Source organism: Micromonospora sp. NPDC048898, from assembly GCF_043198035.1.
GTDB lineage: Bacteria > Actinomycetota > Actinomycetes > Mycobacteriales > Micromonosporaceae > Micromonospora.
Genome location: NZ_JBICUF010000004.1, coordinates 523,386 through 546,624, shown reverse-complemented (window position 1 = coordinate 546,624; position 23,239 = coordinate 523,386). Strand labels below are relative to the sequence as shown.

The window sequence follows — 23,239 nt, the reverse complement described above, 5'->3', positions numbered from 1 at the left end:
CCGAGCAGAAGCGCGCGGCGGAGAAACGTGAGGCCGAGCAGCGTCGTAAGGACGAGGCGGCTCGTTGGGACGCGTACGCCAAGGCGCAGGCGAAGGCCCATCAGGACCAGCAGAAGGTGAAGGCGAAGGCGGAGAGCAAGAAGGCTGACAAGGTTCTCAAGGCGTCCAAGGCCAAGGACGACCGTGAGTTCCGGGCGGCCGAGCAGAAGCGCGCGGCGGAGAAACGTGAGGCCGAGCAGCGTCGTAAGGACGAGGCGGCTCGTTGGGACGCGTACGCCAAGGCGCAGGCGAAGGCCTACCAGGACCAGCAGAAGGCGAAGGCGAAGACGACCACCGCCAAGCCGACGGCCAAGGGCTCCACCACGTCGACGAAGAGCACCAAGAGCACCAAGAGCGGTGGCAGCGGTGCGACCGCCGGGAAGAAGAAGTCGTAGCGTCACGTACCAGTGCCGTGAGGCGCAGGAGCGGCCCGCCGTACCGCACGGCGGGCAGCGGCCTAGACCAGCGCGATCTGGCCGGGTAGTTCGGGCGGACCGGTCAGCACCGCGCGGAGCTTGTTGATCTGCGGGAACTCGCTGTCTCCCGCTTCGCCCCACAGGCTCCGCCACTCCGAGTCGTCGCCGAGGACCCGGTCGAGTGCCTGGACTGCCAGCTGTGCCAGGTCGTCCAGGTCGAGGGATTCGCCAGCGAGCAGGAAGTCCGGCGCGTACGACGAGGTTATCGGGTCGCCGCCGGGCAGCTGGGACGCCACGATCGCTGCCGCGGCGATGGCCGAGGCGGCATCGTCGTGGTCGAGGTAGTCGGTGTTGAGTGCCGCAGTTGTCAGGGCAGCGCGGACCGTTGCCGCCCGCGCCGACGGTTCGGCATCGTGGAGTTCACCGCACCAGTCGGCGGCGCTGTCGTTGTCGAACGGGCCGTCACCCCAGGCGCCCATGTGTTCCTCCTCGATGTCCCGGTGACCGGATCATGAGGGCAAGCGGGGGCGGACGCAAGGGGCTGTACGGGCCTGAAGCCGCCGCGGCCCCTCGGGCGGGACCGTCGATAGAACGTGATCGTCGTACGGTGGCCGGATGGTGTCGGACGCGGTGCGCTACTACGACGATTTCCTGGCCGATCGGGACTGGCTCGCCGAGGGGCTGGGCTGGGCGGTGGTTCAGCCGGCGAGTGCCGAGGCCACCGTCGACGGAGTGATCGAAAGCCTGCGGGCCAGGCGTGTCGAGCCGGGTGACGACCGTCCGGGTGAGCTCGCCGACCTGGCCCAGATCGGCCCCGATGTGGTGGTGTTCCAGGACAACGGCTGCGCGCTGAGCCGGCCTGAGGTGCTGCGCTGGCTCAGCGACGGGGTGCGGGTGCACACGGTCGAGTGGACCATCAACGGCAACGGCGGCGTCTCGTACGCGGTGTACGGCAGGGTGCTCGCCTGGATGGACATCAACGACCCGGACCGGCGGCACGGTGCTGACCCGTCCGTGTTCGCCGACGACCTGGACGACGTACGCGCCGCGCGGGGCACCGGGTATGTGAGGCCCGCGGCCATGGCGTTCGTCGAGCGGCGGACCGGCGTGCGGCTGCCGGCGGAGTGGATGAGCGACGAGGGGGCGGATCCGCAGGCCGGGCCGTGGGTGACGGTGCGGCTTGAGGCGATCCCGGCGGACCCGCGGCCGCCTTCGAACTTTGGTCACGACGAACCCGATCTCGATGCGCGACTGCGGGCCGCGCCGGAGCGGGTGCGGCGGGCGGCGTTGGCGCTTGCCGTGCGGGCGGTGACGACGCGGTTCACCTTCGGCGACGACGATCTGGCGAGGCAGGCGGTGGAGGCCGTGGAGCGGGGCCTGACCCTGGACGAGGAGACCCGGTTGAGGATCGGCCACCTCAGGGCGGGTGGCGCCGACGTGCCGGGCTGCTCCAGTGCCGTCCACGCCCTGTACGCGGCGACCGGCAAGGGAGTAGCGGCGGTCGAGGCGCTGAACGCCGTTCGGTACGCGGTCGCCGACGACTGGCCGGTGCTGCGCCGGGACCTGTATCGCCTGGTGCGGGAGAGCTGAACAAGCCGGTTCAGCTGTCGGTGGGCGTGGTGTCGGGTCGGGCCTGGGGTACGTGTTCCATCAGTTTGGTGAGTGCGCCGTTGGCGAAGGTCGCGCCGAGCGCGGAGCCGGCCCCGATGGTCCAGCCGACCGGCCCGAGCGGGGTGCAGCCGAAGAACTGGCTCACCCCCGGCGTCTGCACCACCACGACGAGCACGCCCAGTGACGCCGCCGTGGAGGCGAGCACGGCCGGGCTGGTGCCGCCGGCCAGGATGGTCTGGCCGAGTTGGGTGCCGACCAGGGAGACCAGGGCGACGGTGCCGGCGCGTTGGCGGCGTCCGGTGTAGCGGGCCAACGTCCAGCCCGCGGTCGCGCCCAGCGTGGTCGCTGCCGCCCGTAGCCCGATCTCCCTGGTGAGGCTCTCGCCGAGCGCCGCGTCGGGGCCCTCCCGCAGGAGCGTGTCGGTGCGGTCCGACGCGGGTGGGCGGACCGCGATGGCAAGCGCCGGTGCCAGGTCGGTGAGGAGGTTGACCAGCAGCAGTTGTCGGCCGGTGAGTGCGGAGCGGCCGGTCGCCGCGGCGGTCAGCACACTGAAGGCGATCTCGCCGAGGTTGCCGCCGACCAGGATGCTGAGCGCGTGTCGCACCGAGGACCACATCGCCCGGCCTTCGACCAGGGTGGCGATGATCGTCTCCAGCCGGTCGTCGGTCACCACCAGGTCGGCTGCGGCCCGTGCCGCCGGGGTGCCCCGTTGGCCGAGGGCGATGCCGACGTCGGCCAGCCGGATCGCCGGGGCGTCGTTGGCGCCGTCACCGGTCATCGCGACGGTTCGCCCGCACTTCTGCAACGCCTGGATGATCCGCACCTTGTGCGCGGGGGTGCAGCGGGCCACCACGTCGGTGTGGGCCAACCGTTCGGCGAGCGCGTCGTCGTCGAGTTGGTCGAGTTCGCCGGCGGTGACCACCCGCTGCTCGTCGTGCTCGCTGATGGTGGCCGCGATGGCCTCGGCGGTGGCCGGATGATCACCGGTGATCATGATGGTGTGCACGCCGGCCTGTCGGATCCGTCGTACCGCCGGGGCGGCGCTCTCCCGCACCCCGTCCGCGAGGGCCAGGAAACCGACGAAGGTCAGCCCTCGGACGTCGGCGTCGGTCACCTTCGGGTCGTCCACCTGGCACTCGGCGACGGCCAGGATCCGGTTTCCCGCCCCGGCCCGGTCGGCGAGCATCCGCTCCAGCTCCGCGCGGCCGGCGTCGTCGAGCGGCTCCTGTCTGCCGTCGGTGCGCCGGGTCGAACAGCGTGGCAGCACGGTCTCCGGAGCACCCTTGACACTCAGCAACAGGTGACCGTCGGTCTCTCCGATGCTCGCGTGATAGCCGCGGGACGGTTCGAACGGCAGCCCACCGGCAGCCCGCCAGCCGGGGGCACCGGTCTGCTCCACCACACCGGCCACTCCGGCGCCCCGTCGCACCGCCCGGTCGGTCTGCAACGCCAACTCCTCCGGAGTCGCCGCGGCGGGGGTGGCGCGCAGGGCCGCGGCCAGCGTCAACTGGAGTCGGTCGTCCAGCCGGTCCGCCGGGGCGTACCGATCGCCGACGCCGTCGCCGACCCCGGCGAGCAGCAGTTGGCCCTCGGTGAGGGTGCCGGTCTTGTCGAAGCAGAGCACGTCCACCCGACCCAGCGCCTCGATGGTGCGCGGGTTGCGCACCAACGCGCCGTGCTCGGCCAGCCGTCGGGCGGCGGCCAGTTGCGCCGCGGAGACCAGGAACGGCAGCCCCTCCGGCACCGACGCCACGGCGAGGTTCGCGGCGGTCGCCGCCGTTTCGGCAAGGGGTACGCCCCGAAGCAGGCCCGCGCCGGCCACCGCCACCGCCGAACCGGCAGCCAACGGGATGGCGGCGCTCGTCAACGAGCCGAGCCGGGCCTCCACCCCACTTGTTGGTGGGGCCTGTCGTACCAGCGCCAGGCTGCGGCCGGCTTCGGTGTCCGAGCCGGTCGCCACCACCACGGCGGTGCCGTGCCCGGCGGCGACGGTGGTTCCCTCGTAGAGCATGGAGTGTCGGTCGGCGATGGCGGCGGCCACCACCGGGCGGTTGGACTTGGCGACCGGCAGCGACTCACCGGTCAGCGACGATTCGTCCGCCTCCAGGCCCACCGCGTCGAGTACGCGGCAGTCGGCGGGTACCGAGTCACCCGGCTCCAGGGCGATGACGTCACCGAGGACCAGGTCCTCGGCGGCGAGAACCCGTTCGGCGCCGTCCCGGCGGACCCGTGCGGTCACCGCCGAGCGGGACAGCAGCTCCGCCAACGACCGTTCCGTGTTGCGCTCGTGCACCGCGCCGATCAGGGCGGACCCACCGACCACGCTGCCCACGAGTGCGGCGTCGACAAGCGAGCCGAACGACGCGGAGAGCACCGCCCCGGCGGCCAGTACCGGGGTCAGCGGGTTGGACAACTCGTCCACGAAGGCGCGCAGCAGACCGCCACGTCCGGGTGCGGCCTGGCCGTCGCGAGCCGAGCTGTCGTGCCGGCGTTGCGCCTCCGCGCTGGCCAGCCCGTCCGCGGTGGTGCGCAGGTGGCCCAGCACGGTGTTGACCGGCATGAGGTGCCAGGCGGTCGTCACGGGTGCCGGGGTGTCCGACGTGTCGTGTAACCGGCCGGCCTGCCAGACCCCGTTCGCGAAGGCCAACCCGGCGGCGCCGTTGACCGCGACGAGCGCCTTGTGCGGCAGTTGGGTCGGCGGAGCGGTGAACGCCCCCAACGCCCCGAGACCGGTGCCGGCCATGGCCAGCCGGATGTTCTGCTGGGCCGTCCGCCGGGCCACCCCGGTCGCCTCGACCACCAGGGCCACCACCCGCAGGTCGACACCCACCAGCAGGTGTGCACCCCAGGGTGGCAGCGCCTCCGGCGCGGCGAGCCCCAGACCGCAGTCGGACGCGCCGAGCGCTCTGCGGTCCGCCGAGACCAGCATCACCACCGCGCCGTCGCGCTGCAACGCGCGTACCGAATCGGTCAACTGGTCTCCGCCGGGCAGCATCGCATCGGCGAAGCCGTACCGCTGCTCGTCGCCACCGGCCACCACCAGCCGCAGGCCAGCGTGCCGGGCGGCGGCCGGGAGGCCGTCGACGCCGGGCGCCGGTTCCGGTTCGACCCGCAACAGCGCGGCGAGTCGGTCGCCGTGGGCGAGGCCGAGTAGCTGGCCGCCGGCGGATCGCAGCCGGTCGCCGTCCGGGATGGCACTCGGGTCGCTGCCGGGCATCTGGTCCAGCGGTCCGAGCCGCCAACCGTCCGCCGTGTGCGAGGAGGCCGGGTCGTCCGGGTCGAACAGCGCGAAGGCCCGCTCCGCCACCTGGCCGACGTCGGCGCCGGGCGCCGGTGCCAGATCGGCGAGTACGCCCCGGTCCGAGCCGAGCACGGCGGCGTCCAGCACGAGCGTGTCGATCCGGTCCAGCTCCCGCAGCACGCTGCGGTCCATGGCGATCACCCCGCGCCGGGCCAGCATCCGGCCGAGCTGGGCGGCGTACCCCTCGCGTCCGCTGCCGGGAGCCTTCGGCAGGGTGGACAGGCCCAGCGCGGCGGCTCGTTTCGGCCCGGCGAACGGCATCGCCGCCACACCCGTGGCCGCTCCCGCCGCGAGCATGCGGTTGACGTACCGCTCGACCGGGCCGTCCGGCTTCGGCCGGGGACGCTCGACGACCGGCCAGCGGGCGGTGGCTCGGTCCGGGTCGCCGGTCAGTCGTGGCTCGGCCCGCTCCCAGGCCGCGAGCTGGGCCCGCGCCTCACCCCACTGCACCAACCGTTGGGCGCCGTCCAGGGCGATTCCGGTCCAGCGGCCGGTCAGGCCCTGCACCACGGCTTCGGCCAGTGGGAAGAGGAGGTCGGCGCGGGGATCGGAGCGCAGCCGTTTGCCGATGAACTCGTGCAGCTTCGGTTGGAGGTCGACCGCGGAGAGCAGGCCGGCAACCTCACCGGGCAGCGGTGCGAACGGCAGGATCCGGGTGGCCGCCGAGATGGTCAGGCCCAACGCGTCCGAGGCGAGTGCGCCGAGGGTACGGGGGGTTCGCGGCCCCTCCTCCGGTGGGTGCGGCGGCGGGATCTCCGGGTCGGGTTCGTGGTCGCAGGTCTGCTCGATCCGGCTGATCGTGGCGATCAGGTCGCGCAGCGCCGGCTCGGGGGCCTGGACGGCAACCACCACCCGCCCGGACGGGGCGTTGACCCGAGCCCAGGCGACCCCTGGCAGACGCTCCAGCGCGCCCTCCACCTGGCGTGCCAGTTTGTTTCCGCCGTCCTGGCAGACGCCGTGCACCTCGATGTGGTGTCGGCCCGGTCGCGACCAGACCCGACGCCGCGTCAGCCCGGCCGTGCGGGCCAGCCGGGTCGCGGCCGAACCGACGGTCCGGGACGCCTCGCCGACCAGGTGCGGCACGCCGAAGGACGGCAGGATGCGGCTGGCTGCGCGACCCGCCGCCGTCATCGAGGCGTACGGCTGGACGGACGCTGGCCCGACTCCCTGTTGCTGCTGGTCCTGACCTTGGCCATGTCGTCCTCCCACCGCGCTCACGTCCGGCGGCCTGGCTTCCCGACCTGTCGTCCGTTATGCCCCTGCGGTGGCGGAAGTTTCCGCCGCTGGCGGCGCATGGACGGGGTGGGCCGTGGAATCCGACGACCTTCACCGGACATGGGGAGGCCGGCATGAGCACGCTGACGCGACATCTCAACGGTTCGCACGAGAACGTTCGGATGTACACCCGGAGGGTGGCGTTACCGATGCTGGGCGATGTGGCGGTGCCGCCACCGGACAAGGTCGCCTACTACGCGGGGCTCGGTGTGCTCGCCGCACTCCAGGTCATCGAGTGGCCGATCGCCCTGGTGGTCACCGCCGGCCACCTGCTGGCAGACCAACACCTGTCGGGACTGGTGCGCGGGGTGGGGCAGGCGCTCCAGGACGCCTGACGAGAGCCGGGTCGCCGGCGATTGACCTGAATCCAGGTTCAAGTCGCATGCTCGGTTCATGCCGAGCACAGTCGCCACCACCGCTCCGACCGCACCGGGACTGTTCGCACCTCGGTTGCGGGCGATGACCGTGGGCAGCGTCGCGTTGATCTCGTTGCTGGCGTTCGAGGCGTTGGCGGTCGGTACGGCGATGCCGACAGTGGCCCACCACCTGGACGGGCTCGCGCTGTACGGGATCGCGTTCGGTGGCCCGTTCGCCACAGGTGTGCTGGCCATGGTGGTGTCCGGCATCTGGTGTGACGCCCGGGGCCCGCGGGGGCCGATGTGGCACGGGGTCGCCTGGTTCGTGGTGGGGTTGCTGATCGCCGGGACCGCTCCCGTGATGAGTGTGCTTGTCGTCGGGCGGGTGGTGCAGGGGTTCGGCTCCGGGCTGCTGTCGGTGGCGCTCTACGTGATCGTCGGGCAGGCGTACCCGCAGGACCTGCACCGGCGGATCTTCGCCGCGTTCGCGGCGGCGTGGGTCGTACCGTCGCTCGTGGGTCCGGCGGTGGCCGGCCTGATCGTGGAGCACCTGGGGTGGCGTTGGGTCTTCCTCGCGGTGCCGGCGGTGGCGGTGCCGGCGGTGTTGCTGATCCACCCCGGCCTGCGGTCGCTGGGGCGGAGCGCGGAGGCCCGGCCGCCGGCCGGCGCGGCGGGCCGGATCGGTTGGGCGTGCGGGGCCGCGGTGAGCGCCGCTCTGCTGCACATCGGGGGACAGCAGCGCGGTGCCACCGCCCTGACGCTCGTCGCGCTCGCCGTGGCCGGCCTGTTGGTGTGTGCCCCACGCCTGCTGCCAGCCGGGTTCCTGCGGGCGGCCCGGGGGCTGCCCACAGTGGTGGGGCTGCGCGGGCTGGCGTCGGCGGCCTTCGTCGGCGCCGAGGTGGTCATTCCGTTGCTGCTCTCCCGGGAGCGGGGTCTCTCACCCACCGCAGCCGGGCTGGTTCTCACGGTCGGCGCGCTGGCGTGGTCGGCAGGCTCCTGGTTGCAGGGCCGGATCCCGGTGCCGGCGTCCCGGGCCACCCTGCCGCGTGCCGGGCTGAGCTGCATCACGGTCGGCACCGCCACGGTGGCGCTGGCCGTCCGGCCCGAGCTTCCGGTGGCCGTCGCGGTTGTCGGTTGGGCGGTGGCCGGCCTCGGGATGGGGTTGCTCTACCCGTCGCTGTCGGTGCTCACCCTGGAGTTGTCCGCTCCCGGCGAGCAGGGCCGCAACAGCTCCTCGTTGCAACTGGGCGACTCCCTCTTCGCGGCGACTGTGCTCGCGCTGACCGGTGCCCTGCTGGCCGCGGGGAGCGCGCCGGGCCCGGGCAGTTACACGGCGACGCTGGCGGTGACGGCGGGCCTGGCGCTGCTCGGCGCGCTGTTGGCCGGCCGCGTCGTGGTGGGTGGGAGTGCGCGGCCGGGCGGGTGATCGGAGGATTCGGCCGCGTCCGCCCGGTGGTGCCGGGAGGATGGCGGGCGATGAACTTCCTGACCGTCCTGCCGCTCGCCGTGGTGATGGTCGCCGGGACCCAACTGGTTGTGGCGGTCTTCCTCGCCTCGTCGGACCGGCCCCGGGCGGCGTCGCTGGGTTTCCTCGCCGGGGCTGGGCTGGTGGTCACGGCCGGAGTGACGGTGAGCTGGCTGCTGACCCGTTGGGTGGGCGGGCTGGCCGCCGACGCGAGTGCCGTCGCCGGCACTGTCGATCGCGGTCCCGCCATCGATCTGGTGGTTCTCGTCCTGCTGGTCGGCCTGGCCGTGCTGGTCTGGGTGCGGCGGCACCGGTCCGGGCCGCCGAGGTGGCTGGGCAGCATCGAGCACGCCGACCCGCGTGCGGCACTGCGACTCGGTGCGTTGCTCTTCGTGCTGACGCCCACCGACGACCTGACCATGGCCGCCGTCGGGGCGAGCGTGGCCCGGCACAACCTGCCGTGGTGGCACCTGGTGCCGTTCGTGCTGCTCACCGTGCTTCTGCTCGCCCTGCCGCTGCTGGCGTTGCTGTTGCTCGGGGCCCGGGCGGCGCGGACCCTGACCCGGATGCGGGAATGGGCCGAGGGGCACGCCTGGATCGTCAACGAGATCGTGATCGCGTTCTTCGCGCTGCTGACCGTGCTGGACCTGATCCGCTCGGGGTGAACGGGGCAGACACGTACGGGGGAACCGGGCGGAGATGAGAGCAACAGCGGTTCACGTTCGTCTTACGGTGACGGCATGTTCGCTGTCGTCACCACGGTGATCCTCTACGTCTTCGGTTTCGTCTTCCTCTACGGCGTGATCCGGCTGGGTGTCCGGCATGCCATGGAGGACCTGGAGTTGCAACGAGCCAGGGCCCGGCGCGAGGAGGAGTTGGCGGCGGCCCGCGACCGCTCCTTCATGCGCGACAACGCCTTTCTCGCCGGCAGTTGAGCACCGGATCGGTCCGGCCCCGGCCGACGGTGTCGCGGGACGACCCGGGAGCCGCCGGGCGGTTCGGCGTGCCGGATGCGAGGATCGCACCCGTGATGGGAACGCTGAAGACCGAACCCGCCCGCGCCCGCCTCGACCTGCTCGCCGCGCCGGTGGCGGAGGCCATCGCGCAGTGGCCCGCGGACGCGCCGGTGGACGTCAACGACGTGCTGGTCGCGCCGATCGACGCGGAACTCGCCGACACCGCGGCCTTCTGTACGGCGTACGAGGTGGGGCTGGACGTGTCGGCCAACTGTGTCGTGGTGGCGGGCAAGCGTGAGGGTGTGGTCCGCTACGCGGCCTGCATCGTCCTGGCCACCACCAGAGCGGACGTGAACGGGGTGGCCCGCCGGGCGCTCGACGTCCGCAAGGCGAGCTTCGCCCCGATGACCGACGCGGTCCAGTTGACCGGGATGGAGTACGGCGGCATCACCCCGATCGGGCTGCCCGCACAGTGGCCGATCCTGGTGGACGCCCGGGTCATCGCCACCCCGCACGTCATCATCGGCTCCGGCGTACGGCACAGCAAGATCGCGCTGCCGGGGCCGGCGTTGGGCACACTGCCCGGCGCGCAGGTGGTGGAAGGGCTGGCCAGGCCAGCCTGAACAGCGATCGACATCGATGTTGTTGCACGTGAAACATCATGATCATCGATGCCGATCGCCCCGGTGACTCAGTGGGCCGCGGCCTCGCGTTGCTCGACCTCGGTGAGCGCGGCGAGCAGCGTCTGCACCTCCTGCGCACCGGAGACGGCGTACTTTCCGGCCAGGACGAAGGTCGGCACGCTGCTGATGCCCAGGCCCTGCGCGGCAGCCAACTCGCCGGCGACGTCGGTGACCCGCTCGTCGGAGTCGAGGAACCGGCGTGCGTCGGCCGCGTCCAGGCCGATCTCGCCGGCCAGGGTGGCCAGCGCCTCCCGCGACCCGACGTCGATCCCGTGGTGGAAGTGCGCCTGGTAGAGCGCCTCCACCATCTCGGCCGCCCTACCCTGGTCGGTGGCCCAGGAGACCAGCCGGTGCGCGTCGAAGGTGTTGGCGGTCACCGCGCGGTCGTAATCCAGGTGAAGGCCGTCACCCGCCGCGACCTGGGTCACGTGGGCGAATACCTGCCGGGCGCGTTCCGGGCCGCCGAACTTGCCGGCCAGCGCCTGCACCACCGGGAGGGGTTCGGGCACCGGCGACGGGTCGAGCTGGAACGGCCGGTAGCGGACCGTCACCTCGCCCGGATAGCTGGCCAGGGCCTCATCCAGCCGGCGCTTGCCGATGTAGCACCACGGGCAGACGACGTCCGCGTAGATCTCGATCTCCATGATCGGTGCCAACCTCGCGGTCAGGCCAGTTGTTCCCGCACCTGCCGCTTGAGTCGGCCCAGGATCGCCGTGCCGCCGCGGATCCGCAGCGGGCTGATCGCCTGCGCCAACCCCATCCGCTGGTAGAGGTCGTCCGGCACGGCCAGCACCTCCTCCGGGCTCGCCAGGGCCAACCCCTCGGCGAGGATCCCGGCGAACGCCCGGGTGGTCGGCGCCTCCGGCGGGCAATCGAAGATCGTCGCCACGGTGCCCTCCGGGGTCACCTTGGCGCGCAGGAAGAACGACGTCTGACACTCGGGCACCTGCTCCATGCCCTCGCGCTCGACGGTGCCCTCCGGCAACACCGGGATGACGTCCGCGTACTCCAGGAGCATCTCCAGCACCAGGTCGCGCGGCGCGGCAGCGAACTCGTCGACGATCTCGGCCAGTCGGGCCGGCATGTCAGCCATGCGTCGAGGCTACCGCCGGCCACCCGCGCACCGGTCGGCAGCGCACACCGCCGCCCGGCCCGGCCCGTTCGTCACACCGTCGGCGACTGCTCGCTGATCTCGCTGAGTGCGCTTGTGGGATCGAGCTGCATGGCCAGGTCGCCGAGCGAGACGATCCCGACCAGCTTGCGGTCGGTGTCACAGACCAGCACGCGGCGGATGCCCCGATCCCGCATGAGCGCCGCCGCCTCACCCGCCGTGCAGTGCTGCTCGATCATGACCACCTCGCGGGTGACGATCGAGCCGATGGTGGTGGCCGCGGGGGAGCTGTTCTCCGCGACGGCCCGCACCACGATGTCCCGGTCGGTGAGCATGCCGGCGAGGCTGGCGCCGTCGGTGACCACCACGTCGCCGATGTCCGCCTCCTTCATCACCCTGGCCGCCTCGTCCAGGGTGGTCTCGGCCGGCAGGTAGACCACCTGCTTGGTCATCACGTCACTGACCCGGTAACCGGTCATGAGAGCCTCCGAAGACGTTTCCACTCGATCCAACTGCACTACCCCGTGACGCGGCAGCTACACCAGGCTCCCATGCGCCTGGCGTACCTCGCGGACGAGCAGGTCCACCAACCCGTCCAGCGGCACCTCCGTGCGCCCGTCGCCGGCCCGCTCGCGCAGCTCGACGTACCCCTCGGTGAGCCGGCGGCCGACCACGACGGCCCGGGGGATGCCGATCAGCTCGGCGTCGGTGAACTTGACCCCGGCCGAGACGTGCGTCCGGTCGTCGACGAGCACCCGCAGGCCGGCGGCGTCGAGGCGCCCGCCGAGTTCCAGCGCCGCGTCGAGCTGCGGGCCCTTGCCCGCGACCACCAGGTGTACGTCGCACGGCGCGATCGCCGCCGGCCAGACCAGTCCCCGTTCGTCGTGGTGTTGTTCGGCGACCGCCGCGACCGCCCGGGACACCCCGATGCCGTAGCAGCCCATGGTCGGCCGGACCGGCTTGCCGGCCGGCCCGAGCACGTCGACCGAGAACGCGTCGGTGTACCGGCGACCGAGTTGGAAGATGTGGCCGATCTCGATGCCGCGCCGGATCGTCAGCTCGCCGTCGCCGCAGTCGGGGCAACTGTCACCGGCGCGCACCTCGGCCGCCTCGATCGTGCCGTCGGGTGTGAAGTCCCGCCCGCAGACCACGTCTGTCGCGTGCCGGCCCGGCTCGTTCGCCCCGGTCAGCCAGGCGGAACCGGGCACCACCCGGGGATCGACCAGGTAGCGGATGCCCAGCTTGTCGAGCACCTGCGGCCCGAGGTAACCCCGGACCAGCTCCGGATGCTCGGCCCACTCGTCGAAGACGGCCACCTGGGTCGGCGCCAGCGCCGCGGTGACCCGCTTCAGGTCGACCTCCCGGTCCCCGGGCAGCCCGATCACCAGGGGCTCGGCCCGGTCGGCACCCGGTTGCCGGACGGACAGCACCACGTTCTTCAGGGTGTCGGCGGCGGTCCAGCCGTCCCGACCACCCAACCGGCGGGCGTTCGCCAGCTCGACGAGGCTGGCGATCGTCGGGGTCTCCGGAGTGTCGTGCGCCTCGGCGGCCGGCTGCGCGCTCGGGTCACCGGCGGTCGGCGCCCGGGTGACCACGGCCTCGGTGTTGGCCGCGTAGTCGCAGGCGGTGCAGCCCACGAAGGTGTCCTCGCCGACGGGTGTCGCCGCCAGGAACTCCTCCGACGCGGAGCCGCCCATCGCACCGGACATCGCGTGCACCACCGCGTAGTCCAGGCCCAACCGGTCGAAGATCCGCTGGTACGCGGCCCGGTGCCGGGCGTACGCGTCCCGCAGCCCCGCGTCGTCCAGGTCGAAGGAGTACGCGTCCTTCATCAGGAACTCCCGGCCGCGCAGCAACCCGGCCCGGGGCCGCGCCTCGTCGCGGAACTTCGTCTGCACCTGGAACAGCGTCACCGGGAAGTCCCGGTACGAGGTGAACACGTCCTTGACCAGCAGCGCCGCCATCTCCTCGTGGGTGGGCGCCAGCAGGTGCTCGGCGCCCCGCCGGTCGGCGAGGGTGAAGATGTCGTCGCCGTACTCCGTCCACCGGCCGCTGGTCCGGTAGGGCTCGGCCGGCAGCAGCGCCGGGAAGTGCACCTCCTGGTCGCCGATCGCGAACAGCTCGCCACGCACCACGTCGGTGATCCGGTCCAGCACCAGCTTGCCCAGCGGCAGCCACGTGTAGCCGCCCGGCGCGGCGCGACGGATGTAACCGGCGCGCAGCAGGAGCCGGTGGCTCGGCACCTCCGCGTCGGCCGGGTCCTCGCGCAGGGTTCGCAGCAACAGGGTCGACATGCGCAGCAGCATGCGCGCAGCGTAGAGCCGCGCCGACCGGTCGAGCGAACCAATTCGTCAGCGGCTTCGCCGGGCGTCACGGCGTGCCGGGAAGTCGGCCCTCGCAGCGGACGTCCGGATCGGCCACCGGCCGCCGGGGCATCATCCAGTCCAACGCGGTCTCCTCGACCGGCCAACCCCGCACCGACACCAGGCTGTACGGCACCGCAGCCGGCTGTGGGCAGAGGACCTGCGACTCGACCCACCCGTTCGGCACGAACCGCACGGTGGCGGAACGGTCCAGCATGATCGTCGACGTGTCGGTGACCGCGATGAGTTCACCGAGCACCACCTCCCGGCCAGCGTGGGCCACCGGTGGCGGGACGGCCCCGTCGGCCGGGGGCACCGTTCCGCCGTCCGGCGGGATCGTGGCGGCCGGGGCCCGCGGGATCGTCGCGGCCGGTTCCCTCGGCACCACCTGGACCGCGGCGGTGGGCAGCAGCGGCACCCGGAGGAAGACCGCTCCCATCACCACCGGAAGCACTGCGGCGACCGTGAACGCCAGGCCGTGGGTCAGCGCCGGAGCGATCCAGCCGGGGATCGGGCCGGTCAGCAGCAGGGTCGCGGCGGGTGGCACCGCCAGCAGCGCGGCCGTGGCCAACTCGCGATCCTGGTAGGCCGTCCAGATCGCCGGGCCGAGCACGCTGTACGCCAGGACCGCCGCCGCCAACGGCAGGGCCACGCTGACCAGCAGGACCCGGGTCGGCTGGTCCGGGTGCAGGTAGCGCGTACGCAGCGCGAGCAGCCAGAGGGCGAGCATCAGCAGCGACGGCAGGAAGCGGAGCTGCCAGGTGAGTGCCCCCAGCGCGACCGCCGCCGTGATCACCCAACCGGGGGTACGTGCCGTCCCGGAGGCCAGCAGGGACCGTTCCAGGTCGAACCGGTCAGGAGCGCTGAGCCGGAGTAGTCGACCGAGTACCCCGAAGGTGAGCACGACGACGGGGAATGCCCACACCAGGGCGATCAGCAGGGCGCTGAGCAGGCCGAGCGGGCTGACGTACTGCACCAGCAGCAGCATCGTGGACATGTCCTGTTGGCTGAGCTGCCACAGCCGCAGCACCAGGAGGAGGACGGGAAAAGCGGGAAGGAGGGTCAGCAGCCACTGTTGCGCCTGCCGCGCCCCCGCCATCCGGCGCGGGCGGCCGGCCTCGCCGAAGCTGGTGACGATCCGGGGTACGCCGGAGGCGGCAGCGCGGTCCTCTCCCACGGCCACTGTCGCACCTCCACCTTCCTCGCCTCGGGTTGTTGCTGCTCCGCGACCGGCTGCGGGAGGTTGTACCCCTGCTGCCAACGGAGGTTGGCGTTGTACGCGTTCTCCCAGGTCGAGTTCTCCTCGTCCGTGGCCGAGGCGTAGAGCGCGAGGTCGACCAGGTCGAGCAGGGCCTGGTTGGGGCCGGTGTTGACACCCCACTTCTCCTGCGGTGACGAGCCGATGTCCCAGTGCTGCAACGGTTTGACGTTCCTGAGGGTCACCGGGAAGCGTTGACCGTCGTCGCCCGGCTGGTCGCCGGTGACGAAGCCGGCGAGGATCGCCGCATCGGTGGTGACGGCCTGCACCTTGCCGTCGTACAGCTCCTGGACGCACTCGCTGATCCGGTTCCGGCCCACCGGCCTGGCGCCGGCCTCGGCGAGGCGTTGGATGGACGTCGACGTGGTGAGCGAGCAGACCGTCAACCCACGGAGATCCTCCAGGCTGCTCACCTGCTCCTTGAAGCTCTTCAACGTCACCACCGACTGCTCGGTGTGCAGGTACGCGGCGGAGAAGACGGCGCCCTCCTCGCGGCGCTTGTCGTTGATGCTGTACGAGGCGATGACCATGTCGACGATGACGAACCCGTCGTTGTCCCGGGCCTGTCGACGGGCCCGGTCCTCGCTCTCGATCGGCACGAAGCGCACCTGGGAGTGGTCGAAGCCGAGGTAGCCCGCGATCAGGTAGGCGATGTCGACGTCGAAGCCCTTCCAGACGTTGTTCGAGAGGCGCTGCGAAATGCCCGGCTGGTCGTCCTTCACCCCGATGACGAGCTGCTGCTTGCCCTTGAGGCCGGCCCGCTCCAGCAACTCGTCGCGGGTCGGCGGGCCGGTCGCGAGGACGATCGGGACCAGGGCGGCGGCCAGCACGGCCAGCGCCACGACGAGCCCGACGAGTCGGAGCTGGCGGGCCCGTGCGGTGCGCGGCGATGTGGTCACCGCCGGGGCCGGCCCCGGCGGGGTCGGCTCACTGTCCTGGCTCAACTAGGCCCCTCCCCGCTGCTCGGACCGGTGATCGGCCCCCCATTGTGGGGCCTGGATGCGAGCCACGACAGTCCGCCACCGTCGTCGGATGAGTTGGGTCGAGGGGACCGGTTCGTCGCCCATGACCTCCGCCACGTCGCCCGATCGGGGCACTGTCCACCGCGCCCTCGGTGAAAGACTGGTCGCCGCAGGCAACGAGTGGTGTGAGGGGGCGCGGGTGCGCTGGCGCAGTTTTGTCGCGGTCGGGGACAGTTTCACCGAAGGCATGGATGACGCGTACCCGGACGGCACCTTCCGGGGCTGGGCGGACCTGGTGGCGACCCGGCTCGCCGCCGAGGCGGGCCCCGACTTCCGGTACGCGAACCTGGCCATCCGGGGCCGGCTCTTTCCCAGCGTCGTTGCCGAGCAGGTGCCGTCGGCGGTGGCGATGAAGCCCGACCTGATCAGCTTCGCGGCCGGCGGCAACGACGTGCTGCGCCGCAGCTTCGATCCGGACACGCTGGTGGCCCGCTTCGACGAGGTGGTCCGGCAACTGCGTTCGGGCGGCGCGGACGTGCTGCTCTTCCGGTTCGCCGACGTGATGGCCCGACTGCCCGGTCAGCGCCTCGTCGCCCCCCGGGTGCGGTTGCTCAACCAGGCCGTCGGCGAGACCGCCGAGCGGCACGGCGCCATCATGGTCGACCTGTACGCCGACGACACCTTCCTCAATCCGATGCTCTGGAGCACCGACCGGTTGCACCTCTCCCCGGCCGGGCACCGGCGGGTCGCGGGGCAGGTGCTGAACGCGCTCGGGGTCGGTTGCGACGAGGAGTGGCTGATGGTCCCACCGCACCCGGCGCCGTCGCCCTGGTTGGCTGCCCGTGCCGCCGACGTGCGGTGGGCCGGTCGGCACCTCGCACCCTGGGTGAAGCGGCGGCTGACCGGCCGGTCGTCCGGTGACACCGTGACGGCGAAGCGCCCGCTGCTCGGGCCGATCGTCGACTGACCGTGCTAACCCTGCACACCGCGCCGCTGCTGCGACTCACCGCCGATGGTGGGTCGCAGCCGGAGCACGCCGTGCTGGTGGGTGGCGACCGCGTCGAGGCCGTCGGTCCGCTGGCCGACCTGGAGGCGGCGTACGCGGGTGTCCGTGTCCGTCGCTGGCCCGGCACGCTGGGGCCGGGCCAGCTGCACGACGCTGCGCTGCCGGCCGCGCCCACCCCACGCGAGCGGGTGCACGCGCTGCTGCGCAACGGGGTGACGGCGGTGCTGGTGGAGCACCTGGCCGACCCGGCGCTGCGGGCCGCCGTCGACCGGGGTGACCTGCTCGTGTTGCCCGCTGCCGTGTCGCCCACGCTGCGGGTGGGCGCGCGCGCCGACCTCGCGGTCCATGACGCCGACGGTGTCTGCCTGGTGACCGTGGTCGCCGGTCGGATCGCCCACCGCCGCGCCTGAGCGCGTCTCACGTGCGCTGCGTCGCACCCCGACGGCCGGTCACCGGGCCGGGTTACGGCGTAGTTTGGGAATCATGTCTGTGCCGAACGATCCTGATCCCCGCCTTCAGTCGTACGCGGACCCGCAACGGCTGGTCACCACCGAGTGGCTGGCCGAGCACCTGGGCGACGAGGGCCTCGTGGTTGTCGAGTCCGACGAGGACGTGCTGCTCTACGAATCGGGTCACATCCCCGGTGCGGTGAAGGTCGACTGGCACCTGGAGCTGAACGACCAGGTGACCCGCGACTATCTGGATGCCGAGAGCTTCGCCGAGTTGTGCGCCGCGAAGGGCATCGGCCGGGGCGACACCGTCGTCTTCTACGGCGACAACTTCAACTGGTGGGCCGCGTACGCGCTCTGGGTGTTCTCGCTCTTCGGCCACGCCGACGTGCGGCTGCTCGACGGCGGCCGGCAGAAGTGGATCGCCGAGGGGCGCGAGGTGACCCGCGACAAGCCGGCTCGCCCCCGCGCCGACTACCCGGTGCCGAGACGCGACGACGCGCCGCTGCGGGCCTACCGTGAGCAGGTCATGGCGCACATCGCCGCCGGCCGGCCGCTCGTCGACGTCCGGTCGCCGGGTGAGTACACCGGCGAGACGCTGCACATGCCGGACTACCCGCAGGAGGGTGCGCTGCGGGGCGGCCACATCCCAGGGGCGGTCAGCAAGCCGTGGAAGTCCGCCGCCAACGACGACGGCACGTTCAAGTCCGCCGACGAGTTGAAGGCGATCTACGCTGACCAGCTCGGGCTGAGCCCCGACGACGACGTGATCGCGTACTGCCGGATCGGCGAGCGGTCCAGCCACACCTGGTTCGTGCTGCGGCACCTGCTGGGCTACCCGCAGGTGCGTAACTACGACGGCTCGTGGACCGAGTGGGGCAACCTGGTCCGGGCACCTGTCGTCAAGGGCGACCAGCCCGGCGGCCTGGCCGCCTGAGCGGCGGTGCTGGCCTGGCCGCCTGAGCGGCGGTGCTGGCTTGGACCGTCCCCGCGCGATGCCCTGTCGCGCGGGGACGGTCGTTTCAACTGGCGACCGCCAGCACTCCACGCAGGTCGCGGATGATGCCGGTGATCTCGCCGGTCTCCGGGTTCCAGCGGGCCAGGGCGGCCGGTTCCAGTCGCAGGAGCACCGAACCCTTGTTGTCCCAGCCCAGCACCTCGCAGCAGCCCTTGCTGCGCTCCCGGCCCAGGTCGAGCACGTGCACCACCGCTCCGGTCCGCGCGTCCAGCACGGCCGCCCCCTCGGCGCCGTCGATCTCGCGGTTGGTGATCCACGCCGCGCTGGCCAGTCGCCCGCCGTGCAACCAGCCCCGGCCGTAGAACTCGTTGACCTGGTAGGGCGCGGGCAGCGCATCGCCGGTGACCCGTTCTTCGGAACGGATCGTGGCCTCGCGGGCGGTCCGGGTGCGCAGCTCCAGGCTGCTCCGTTCGCCGATCAGCTCGACAAGCGGTGCCTCGCGGCCGGCTGCCGGATCAGGTGCGACCACGGCCCAGGTCGACACGTCGATCGTGCTCGCCGTCCCGGTGGCCCGGTCCACCGCGTACGTGCGGTCCTCGCTACCGACCAGCACCCGGTCGTTCGCCCAGACCACCCGCTCCAGATAGCCGGCGAGCGGAATCCGGCGTACCTCCGCGGTGGTGAGGTCGACCATGACCAGTTCCTCGGTCTGCGCGAACGCCGCCGACCTGCCGTCCGGCGACAGCACACCCGGCTTCACGGCGGGTGCCTCGTTGTAGCCCGCATCCCGGGTGGGTGCCAGCGTCACCACGTCGAGACTGCGCACCACGCCGTCGTTGCCGAGCACCCGAACCGGGCCGTCCGCGCGATTCTCCTCGTCCGTCGGCTGGAACAGCGCCAGCGCCCGCTGGACCGGTCGCTCGGAGAGCGGCACGGTCGCCGGGCCGCTGAGTCGGGCCAGCGGATCGGGCGGGAAGGTCAGCTCGGCGGGCGGGTGCTGCACGGGCCCAGGGTGCGTGGGGACGACGGTCGGGGTCGGTGCCACCGAGTGGTTCGGCGGCGGTTCGGCGGACGATCGCAGAGCCACCACCGTGCCACCGCCGACCAGTGCCACGGCCAGGACGACCCCGCCGACCGCCCGCCGAGCACGCCGCTTACGCCGAGCCCGGTCCCACCCGGCCGACGCCGGCTGGCTGGGTAGGACGTCCTCGACGCTGGCGGTCAGTAACTGGCGCAGATCCTGCTCGTTCACGGGTTCACCTCCACGCCGGTGGCCAGATCGGCCGTGCCCTGACCCGCTCGGGCGTTCCGGGCGAGATCTGGGGCGGCCTCGCGGAGGCGGCGTAGCGCCGCGTGACACTGGCTCTTCACGGTGCCGACGGTCACCCCGAGCGCCTCGGCGGTGGCGACCTCGGTCAGGTCCTCGTAGTAGCGCAACACCAGGACGGCCCGCTGCCGGGGCGGCAGCAGGCCCAGTGCGTCGTGCAGCGTGAGCCGCAGCGCGCCGTCGCGGTCGTGGGTCGCCCGGTCCGGCGGTGTGGCGCTCAGCCATTCCCGCCGTCGGCGACGCCACCACGACACCGCATCCCGGTAGAGGATGGCCCGCACGTACGCGGCGGGGTCGCCGTTGCGAACCGACGCCCAGCGCAGCGCCAGCTTGAGCAGGGCGTCCTGGAGGAGATCCTCGGCCTGGTGTTGGTTGCCACAGATCAGGTAGGCGGCGCGGAGCAGCCGGTGTTGGTGGCTCTCCACGAAGGCGAGGTAGCCGTCGCGTCCGTCGGGTCCCGTCGGTAGCATCCGCCCTCCCATCCAGCGTCGCGTCACGCGTCACCTGCCAGACGCACGAGGAGGGGTAAAAGGTTGGGTCAGTTTTCCGGCACCCCGGTCAGATAGCGCTGAAGGGTCGGTGCGATCCAGGAGACCAGGTCCTCGGCCGGCGCGTCCACCATGGGCGGCAGGCGGACGATGTATCTGGTGAACGCGAGGCCGAGGATCTGGCTGGCCACCAGACCGGCGCGTCGGGCGGTCAGCGGCGGGTCGGTGCCGAACGTGGCCACGGCGGCGCTGAGCTGGTCGGCGAAGATGCCCCGCATGCGCTCTGCGGCACCCGGGTTGGTGCTGGCGGCCCGCAGGAGCGCCACGAGCGTCTCGTCGCCCTCCCAGCGGGCGAGGAAGTGCCGGATCAGCACCTCGCCGAGGCGGGCGGGCGGCACCGGCGCCAGATCGGGCAGGCGCAGGTCGAACTCGGCCGCCGCCGCGAAGAGCCCCTCCTTGCTGCCGTAGTAGCGCATCACCATCGACGGGTCGATCTGGGCGTCGGCGGCGATGGCCCGGATCGTGGCGCGCTCGTATCCGTCCGCCGCGAAGCGTTCCCGGGCCGCCCGCAGGATCGCCGCACGGGTGGCGTCGGAGCGGCGGGGGTGGGTCGGCTGGGTGGACGCTGTCACGTCCACGACCGTATGCCAACAACTGTTGACACACAATCGGCAGCGCTCTAGCGTTGCCAACAAGTGTTTGCCAACAGTCGTTGGCAACAGGCTTTGGTAATCGTCTTCCGGAGGTGGCCATGCTGCCCGTGAGCACCGACGTCCTGGTGGTGGGCGCTGGCCCCACCGGTCTCGCCACCGCGCTGACGCTGGCCCGACGCGGGATCGAGGTGACCGTGCTGGACCAACTGGCCGAGCCGCCCACGACCTCCCGTGCGGCAGTCGTGCACGCGTACACCCTGGAGGTGCTGGACCGGATCGGCGCGGCGGCGCCGCTTGTCGCCCAGGGGGTGCGGTCGCCGCGTTTCACCGTCCGCGATCGGGACCGGGTGTTGCTGACGGTGCCGTTCCACCAGTTGCCATCCCGCTTCCCCTACGCGCTGCTGGTCTCGCAGTCGGTCACCGAGACGGTCCTCACCGCACAGTTGGCCGCCCACGGTGTCCAGATCCGCCGGCCGTCGCGGTTGACCGGCCTGACCCCGACCGGCGACGGGGTGCTCGCGCAGGTCGACGGGGAGACGCTGCGCGCCCGCTACGTGGTCGGTGCGGACGGCCTGCGCAGCACCGTCCGGCAGGCGGCCGGCATCGGCTTCACCGGCCCCAGTGACGAGGAGTCCTTCGTGCTCGCCGACGTACGGGTGGACAGCGCCCTGCCCGGTGACGAGGTGGCGCTCTTCCTCGCCCGTTCCGGTCCGCTGATCTGGGCGCCCCTGCCGGGCGGAGTGGTCCGGCTGGTAGCCGCGGTGGCGACGGCTCCGGCGGATCCGGATGCCGCGTACCTGCAGAGGTTGCTCGACGAGCGTGGCCCGGCGCGACGACCCGACCGGGTGACCGAGGTGCTCTGGGGCTCCCGGTTCCGGGTGCACCACCGGATCGCCGACACCTTTCGAGCCGGGCCGGTGCTGCTGGCCGGGGACGCCGGGCACGTGCACAGCCCGGCCGGCGGCCAGGGCATGAACCTCGGCATCTGCGACGCGGTCGCCCTCGGCACCGCGGTGGCGGACGTGCTCGACGGAGGCCCCGAATCGCTGCTCGACGACTACAGCGCCCGGCAGCGGCCGATGGCCGAGGACGTGTTGAGCTTCGCCGCCGGGCTGACCCGGCTGGCCACCGTCTCCCCGGCCCGTCGACCGGCCCGTGACGTGCTGCTCCGGGTGCTCGGCACACTGCCGCCAGCACGCCGGAAGGTCGCGCTGCGCCTGTCCGGGCTGTCGCACCGGGCACCGACACCGGGTTAGACCGACGCCGGGCTGGCCGACGCCGGGTTAGCCGACGCCGGTGAGGTTCGGCACGCCGGTCGCGGCCGGCCGCAGGGTCCGCCACGCGGCCACCGTGACGAGCGCGAACGTGCCGGCCGCCGCGCCCGCCACCGGCACCGTGCCGTACGCCGCTGCGGCCAGACCGGCGAGCACCGCCCCGACCGGTGCGGTGAGCAGGCCGACCATCCGCTGGGCCGCACCCACCCGGCCGAGCAGCCCGGCCGGCACGTGCCGCTGCCCGTACGACGCCGACAGGCTGTTCCACACCACGGTCCCGGCGGCGAAGACGGCCAACGCGAGGCCGCCCGGCACCGGATGCCGAGCCAGCGCGAACCCGGTCAACGCAACGGTCTGCGCGGCGAGCACCGCACGCAGCGTCGGCACCGTGCCGAACCGGGCGGCGAGCCGACCCGCCCCGAGAGCCCCCGTCACACCGCCGACGATGGCGGCGGCGGCGAACAGCCCGTACCCGGCGGGCGGCACCCGCAGCACGTCCAGCGCGTAGAGCACCAGCACCGCCATGATCCCGCTGATCGCCAGGTTGCTCGCGGCGGCCAGCAGGGTGACCCGCCACAGTGTCCGGTGCCCGCGTAGCCACCGCATCCCCTCGACGATCTCGCTGCGCACCGATTTGCGCCGCGCGGGCGCGCTCGCGACCGGCACCGGAACCGGTGCCAGGGCCAGCACGAGCAGGGCGGCGGCGGCGAAGGTGACGGCGTCGAGGGCGAACGGCAGGGCCGGGGCGAGGGCGAAGAGGACACCGGCGGCGGGTGCGCCGAGGAAGCCGCCGGCCACCGCGGACCCCGCCTGGAGTCGACCGTTCGCCCGGGGCAGCGCGTCCGGGGGCACCAGCGCGGGAAGCAGGGCGAACGACGCGGAGTCGAAGAGGGTGCCCAGCGCGGCGAGGAGGAACGCCGCCAGCAGCAGCAGCGCGACGCCGACCCGGTCGAGGGCGACAGCCACGGCCAGCGCCGCCACCACGATGGCGCGTACCCCGTCGACCAGGGCCATCGTCCGACGGCGGTCCCAGCGGTCCGCGTACACGCCGCCGAGCAGGCCGAGGAGCAGCGGCGGTAGCTGACCGGCCACGGTGACCGCCGCGATGATCCGGGGGTCGCGGGTCACCGCCGCGGCCAGCAGGGCCAACGCCGGCGTACGCAGCGCGTCCCCGAGCCGCGACGAGACGGCGGCGGACCAGAGCAGCCGGAAGTCCCGGCCGAGAGCTGAGGAGGTCATCCGGTGACCGTGCCGGTTCGACCGGGTCGAGGGTCAAGCCGTCGAGACG

General features: G+C 72.6%; 23 protein-coding genes. 11 read left to right on the top strand and 12 right to left on the bottom strand.

Features of this window, described 5'->3' with window-relative positions; translation table 11 throughout:
• Nucleotides 1-434: hypothetical protein (locus ACGFIQ_RS15605; protein ID WP_393243986.1), on the top strand; the 434-nt coding region annotated here is incomplete at its 5' end.
• A 62-nt stretch (nucleotides 435-496) separates the two neighbouring features.
• Here the strand turns inward: ACGFIQ_RS15605 and ACGFIQ_RS15600 are convergent.
• Nucleotides 497-934, bottom strand: a complete 438-nt coding sequence (locus ACGFIQ_RS15600; protein ID WP_393243984.1) for a DUF4259 domain-containing protein — start codon at nucleotides 932-934, stop codon at nucleotides 497-499.
• Nucleotides 935-1,070: 136 nt separating this feature from the next.
• Between ACGFIQ_RS15600 and ACGFIQ_RS15595 the strand changes: the two genes are divergently transcribed.
• On the top strand, nucleotides 1,071-2,045 hold the full coding sequence (locus tag ACGFIQ_RS15595; RefSeq protein ID WP_393243982.1) for a hypothetical protein: 975 nt from the start codon (nucleotides 1,071-1,073) through the stop codon (nucleotides 2,043-2,045).
• Nucleotides 2,046-2,055: 10 nt separating this feature from the next.
• Here ACGFIQ_RS15595 and ACGFIQ_RS15590 read toward each other — a convergent pair whose 3' ends face one another.
• Nucleotides 2,056-6,498: an HAD-IC family P-type ATPase gene (locus ACGFIQ_RS15590; protein ID WP_393244047.1), complete on the bottom strand. Its 4,443-nt coding sequence runs from the start codon at nucleotides 6,496-6,498 to the stop codon at nucleotides 2,056-2,058.
• A gap of 218 nt (nucleotides 6,499-6,716) precedes the next feature.
• Here ACGFIQ_RS15590 and ACGFIQ_RS15585 point away from each other — a divergent pair, with 218 nt between their 5' ends.
• From ACGFIQ_RS15585 to ACGFIQ_RS15565, 5 genes are all read left to right on the top strand, one after another.
• A complete protein-coding gene (locus ACGFIQ_RS15585; protein WP_393243981.1) occupies nucleotides 6,717-6,977 on the top strand; it encodes a hypothetical protein in 261 nt (86 codons plus the stop codon).
• Nucleotides 6,978-7,035: 58 nt separating this feature from the next.
• Nucleotides 7,036-8,424 carry an MFS transporter gene (locus ACGFIQ_RS15580; RefSeq protein ID WP_393243979.1) on the top strand — a complete coding sequence of 463 codons (1,389 nt, stop codon included), beginning with the start codon at nucleotides 7,036-7,038 and terminating at the stop codon, nucleotides 8,422-8,424.
• Between the two features lie 50 nt (nucleotides 8,425-8,474).
• Nucleotides 8,475-9,128, top strand: coding sequence for a GAP family protein (locus ACGFIQ_RS15575; RefSeq protein WP_393243977.1), 654 nt, complete (start codon nucleotides 8,475-8,477; stop codon nucleotides 9,126-9,128).
• A 75-nt stretch (nucleotides 9,129-9,203) separates the two neighbouring features.
• Complete coding sequence (locus ACGFIQ_RS15570) at nucleotides 9,204-9,398, top strand: hypothetical protein (protein WP_357410441.1); 195 nt, start codon at nucleotides 9,204-9,206, stop codon at nucleotides 9,396-9,398.
• Nucleotides 9,399-9,493: 95 nt separating this feature from the next.
• A complete protein-coding gene (locus tag ACGFIQ_RS15565) occupies nucleotides 9,494-10,042 on the top strand; it encodes a YbaK/EbsC family protein (RefSeq protein ID WP_393243975.1) in 549 nt (182 codons plus the stop codon).
• 68 nt (nucleotides 10,043-10,110) lie between these two features.
• Here ACGFIQ_RS15565 and ACGFIQ_RS15560 read toward each other — a convergent pair whose 3' ends face one another.
• From ACGFIQ_RS15560 to ACGFIQ_RS15535, 6 genes are all read right to left on the bottom strand, one after another.
• Nucleotides 10,111-10,746, bottom strand: coding sequence for a DsbA family protein (locus tag ACGFIQ_RS15560; protein ID WP_393243973.1), 636 nt, complete (start codon nucleotides 10,744-10,746; stop codon nucleotides 10,111-10,113).
• A 20-nt stretch (nucleotides 10,747-10,766) separates the two neighbouring features.
• Nucleotides 10,767-11,195 carry a SufE family protein gene (locus ACGFIQ_RS15555; RefSeq protein ID WP_357066208.1) on the bottom strand — a complete coding sequence of 143 codons (429 nt, stop codon included), beginning with the start codon at nucleotides 11,193-11,195 and terminating at the stop codon, nucleotides 10,767-10,769.
• Between the two features lie 71 nt (nucleotides 11,196-11,266).
• Nucleotides 11,267-11,692 carry a CBS domain-containing protein gene (locus tag ACGFIQ_RS15550; protein WP_252416973.1) on the bottom strand — a complete coding sequence of 142 codons (426 nt, stop codon included), beginning with the start codon at nucleotides 11,690-11,692 and terminating at the stop codon, nucleotides 11,267-11,269.
• Between the two features lie 57 nt (nucleotides 11,693-11,749).
• Nucleotides 11,750-13,519: a proline--tRNA ligase gene (locus ACGFIQ_RS15545; protein ID WP_393243970.1), complete on the bottom strand. Its 1,770-nt coding sequence runs from the start codon at nucleotides 13,517-13,519 to the stop codon at nucleotides 11,750-11,752.
• 64 nt (nucleotides 13,520-13,583) lie between these two features.
• Entirely contained in the window at nucleotides 13,584-14,753 is a 1,170-nt protein-coding gene (locus ACGFIQ_RS15540) for a hypothetical protein (protein WP_393244045.1), read from the bottom strand.
• Nucleotides 14,639-15,778, bottom strand: a complete 1,140-nt coding sequence (locus ACGFIQ_RS15535; RefSeq protein WP_393243968.1) for a transporter substrate-binding domain-containing protein — start codon at nucleotides 15,776-15,778, stop codon at nucleotides 14,639-14,641. The genes ACGFIQ_RS15540 and ACGFIQ_RS15535 overlap by 115 nt, the downstream gene beginning before the upstream one ends.
• 217 nt (nucleotides 15,779-15,995) lie before the next feature.
• Here ACGFIQ_RS15535 and ACGFIQ_RS15530 point away from each other — a divergent pair, with 217 nt between their 5' ends.
• The 3 genes from ACGFIQ_RS15530 to ACGFIQ_RS15520 all read left to right on the top strand — a co-directional run bounded on the left by ACGFIQ_RS15530 (nucleotide 15,996) and on the right by ACGFIQ_RS15520 (nucleotide 18,188).
• On the top strand, nucleotides 15,996-16,763 hold the full coding sequence (locus ACGFIQ_RS15530) for an SGNH/GDSL hydrolase family protein (RefSeq protein ID WP_393243966.1): 768 nt from the start codon (nucleotides 15,996-15,998) through the stop codon (nucleotides 16,761-16,763).
• A gap of 2 nt (nucleotides 16,764-16,765) precedes the next feature.
• Nucleotides 16,766-17,212, top strand: a complete 447-nt coding sequence (locus ACGFIQ_RS15525; protein WP_393243964.1) for a hypothetical protein — start codon at nucleotides 16,766-16,768, stop codon at nucleotides 17,210-17,212.
• 73 nt (nucleotides 17,213-17,285) lie between these two features.
• Nucleotides 17,286-18,188 carry a sulfurtransferase gene (locus ACGFIQ_RS15520; RefSeq protein ID WP_393243962.1) on the top strand — a complete coding sequence of 301 codons (903 nt, stop codon included), beginning with the start codon at nucleotides 17,286-17,288 and terminating at the stop codon, nucleotides 18,186-18,188.
• Nucleotides 18,189-18,273: 85 nt separating this feature from the next.
• Here ACGFIQ_RS15520 and ACGFIQ_RS15515 read toward each other — a convergent pair whose 3' ends face one another.
• The 3 genes from ACGFIQ_RS15515 to ACGFIQ_RS15505 all read right to left on the bottom strand — a co-directional run bounded on the left by ACGFIQ_RS15515 (nucleotide 18,274) and on the right by ACGFIQ_RS15505 (nucleotide 20,656).
• A complete protein-coding gene (locus ACGFIQ_RS15515) occupies nucleotides 18,274-19,461 on the bottom strand; it encodes a hypothetical protein (protein ID WP_393243960.1) in 1,188 nt (395 codons plus the stop codon).
• Complete coding sequence (locus ACGFIQ_RS15510) at nucleotides 19,458-20,006, bottom strand: SigE family RNA polymerase sigma factor (protein ID WP_393243958.1); 549 nt, start codon at nucleotides 20,004-20,006, stop codon at nucleotides 19,458-19,460. The genes ACGFIQ_RS15515 and ACGFIQ_RS15510 overlap by 4 nt, the downstream gene beginning before the upstream one ends.
• A 68-nt stretch (nucleotides 20,007-20,074) precedes the next feature.
• Entirely contained in the window at nucleotides 20,075-20,656 is a 582-nt protein-coding gene (locus ACGFIQ_RS15505; protein ID WP_393243956.1) for a TetR family transcriptional regulator, read from the bottom strand.
• A 119-nt stretch (nucleotides 20,657-20,775) separates the two neighbouring features.
• On the opposite strand from ACGFIQ_RS15505, the gene ACGFIQ_RS15500 reads away from it, so the two are divergent.
• A complete protein-coding gene (locus ACGFIQ_RS15500) occupies nucleotides 20,776-21,933 on the top strand; it encodes an FAD-dependent oxidoreductase (RefSeq protein ID WP_393243954.1) in 1,158 nt (385 codons plus the stop codon).
• A gap of 27 nt (nucleotides 21,934-21,960) precedes the next feature.
• On the opposite strand, the gene ACGFIQ_RS15495 is transcribed toward ACGFIQ_RS15500, so the two are convergent.
• Nucleotides 21,961-23,190: an MFS transporter gene (locus ACGFIQ_RS15495; protein ID WP_393243952.1), complete on the bottom strand. Its 1,230-nt coding sequence runs from the start codon at nucleotides 23,188-23,190 to the stop codon at nucleotides 21,961-21,963.
• Between the last annotated feature and the right edge of the window lie 49 nt (nucleotides 23,191-23,239).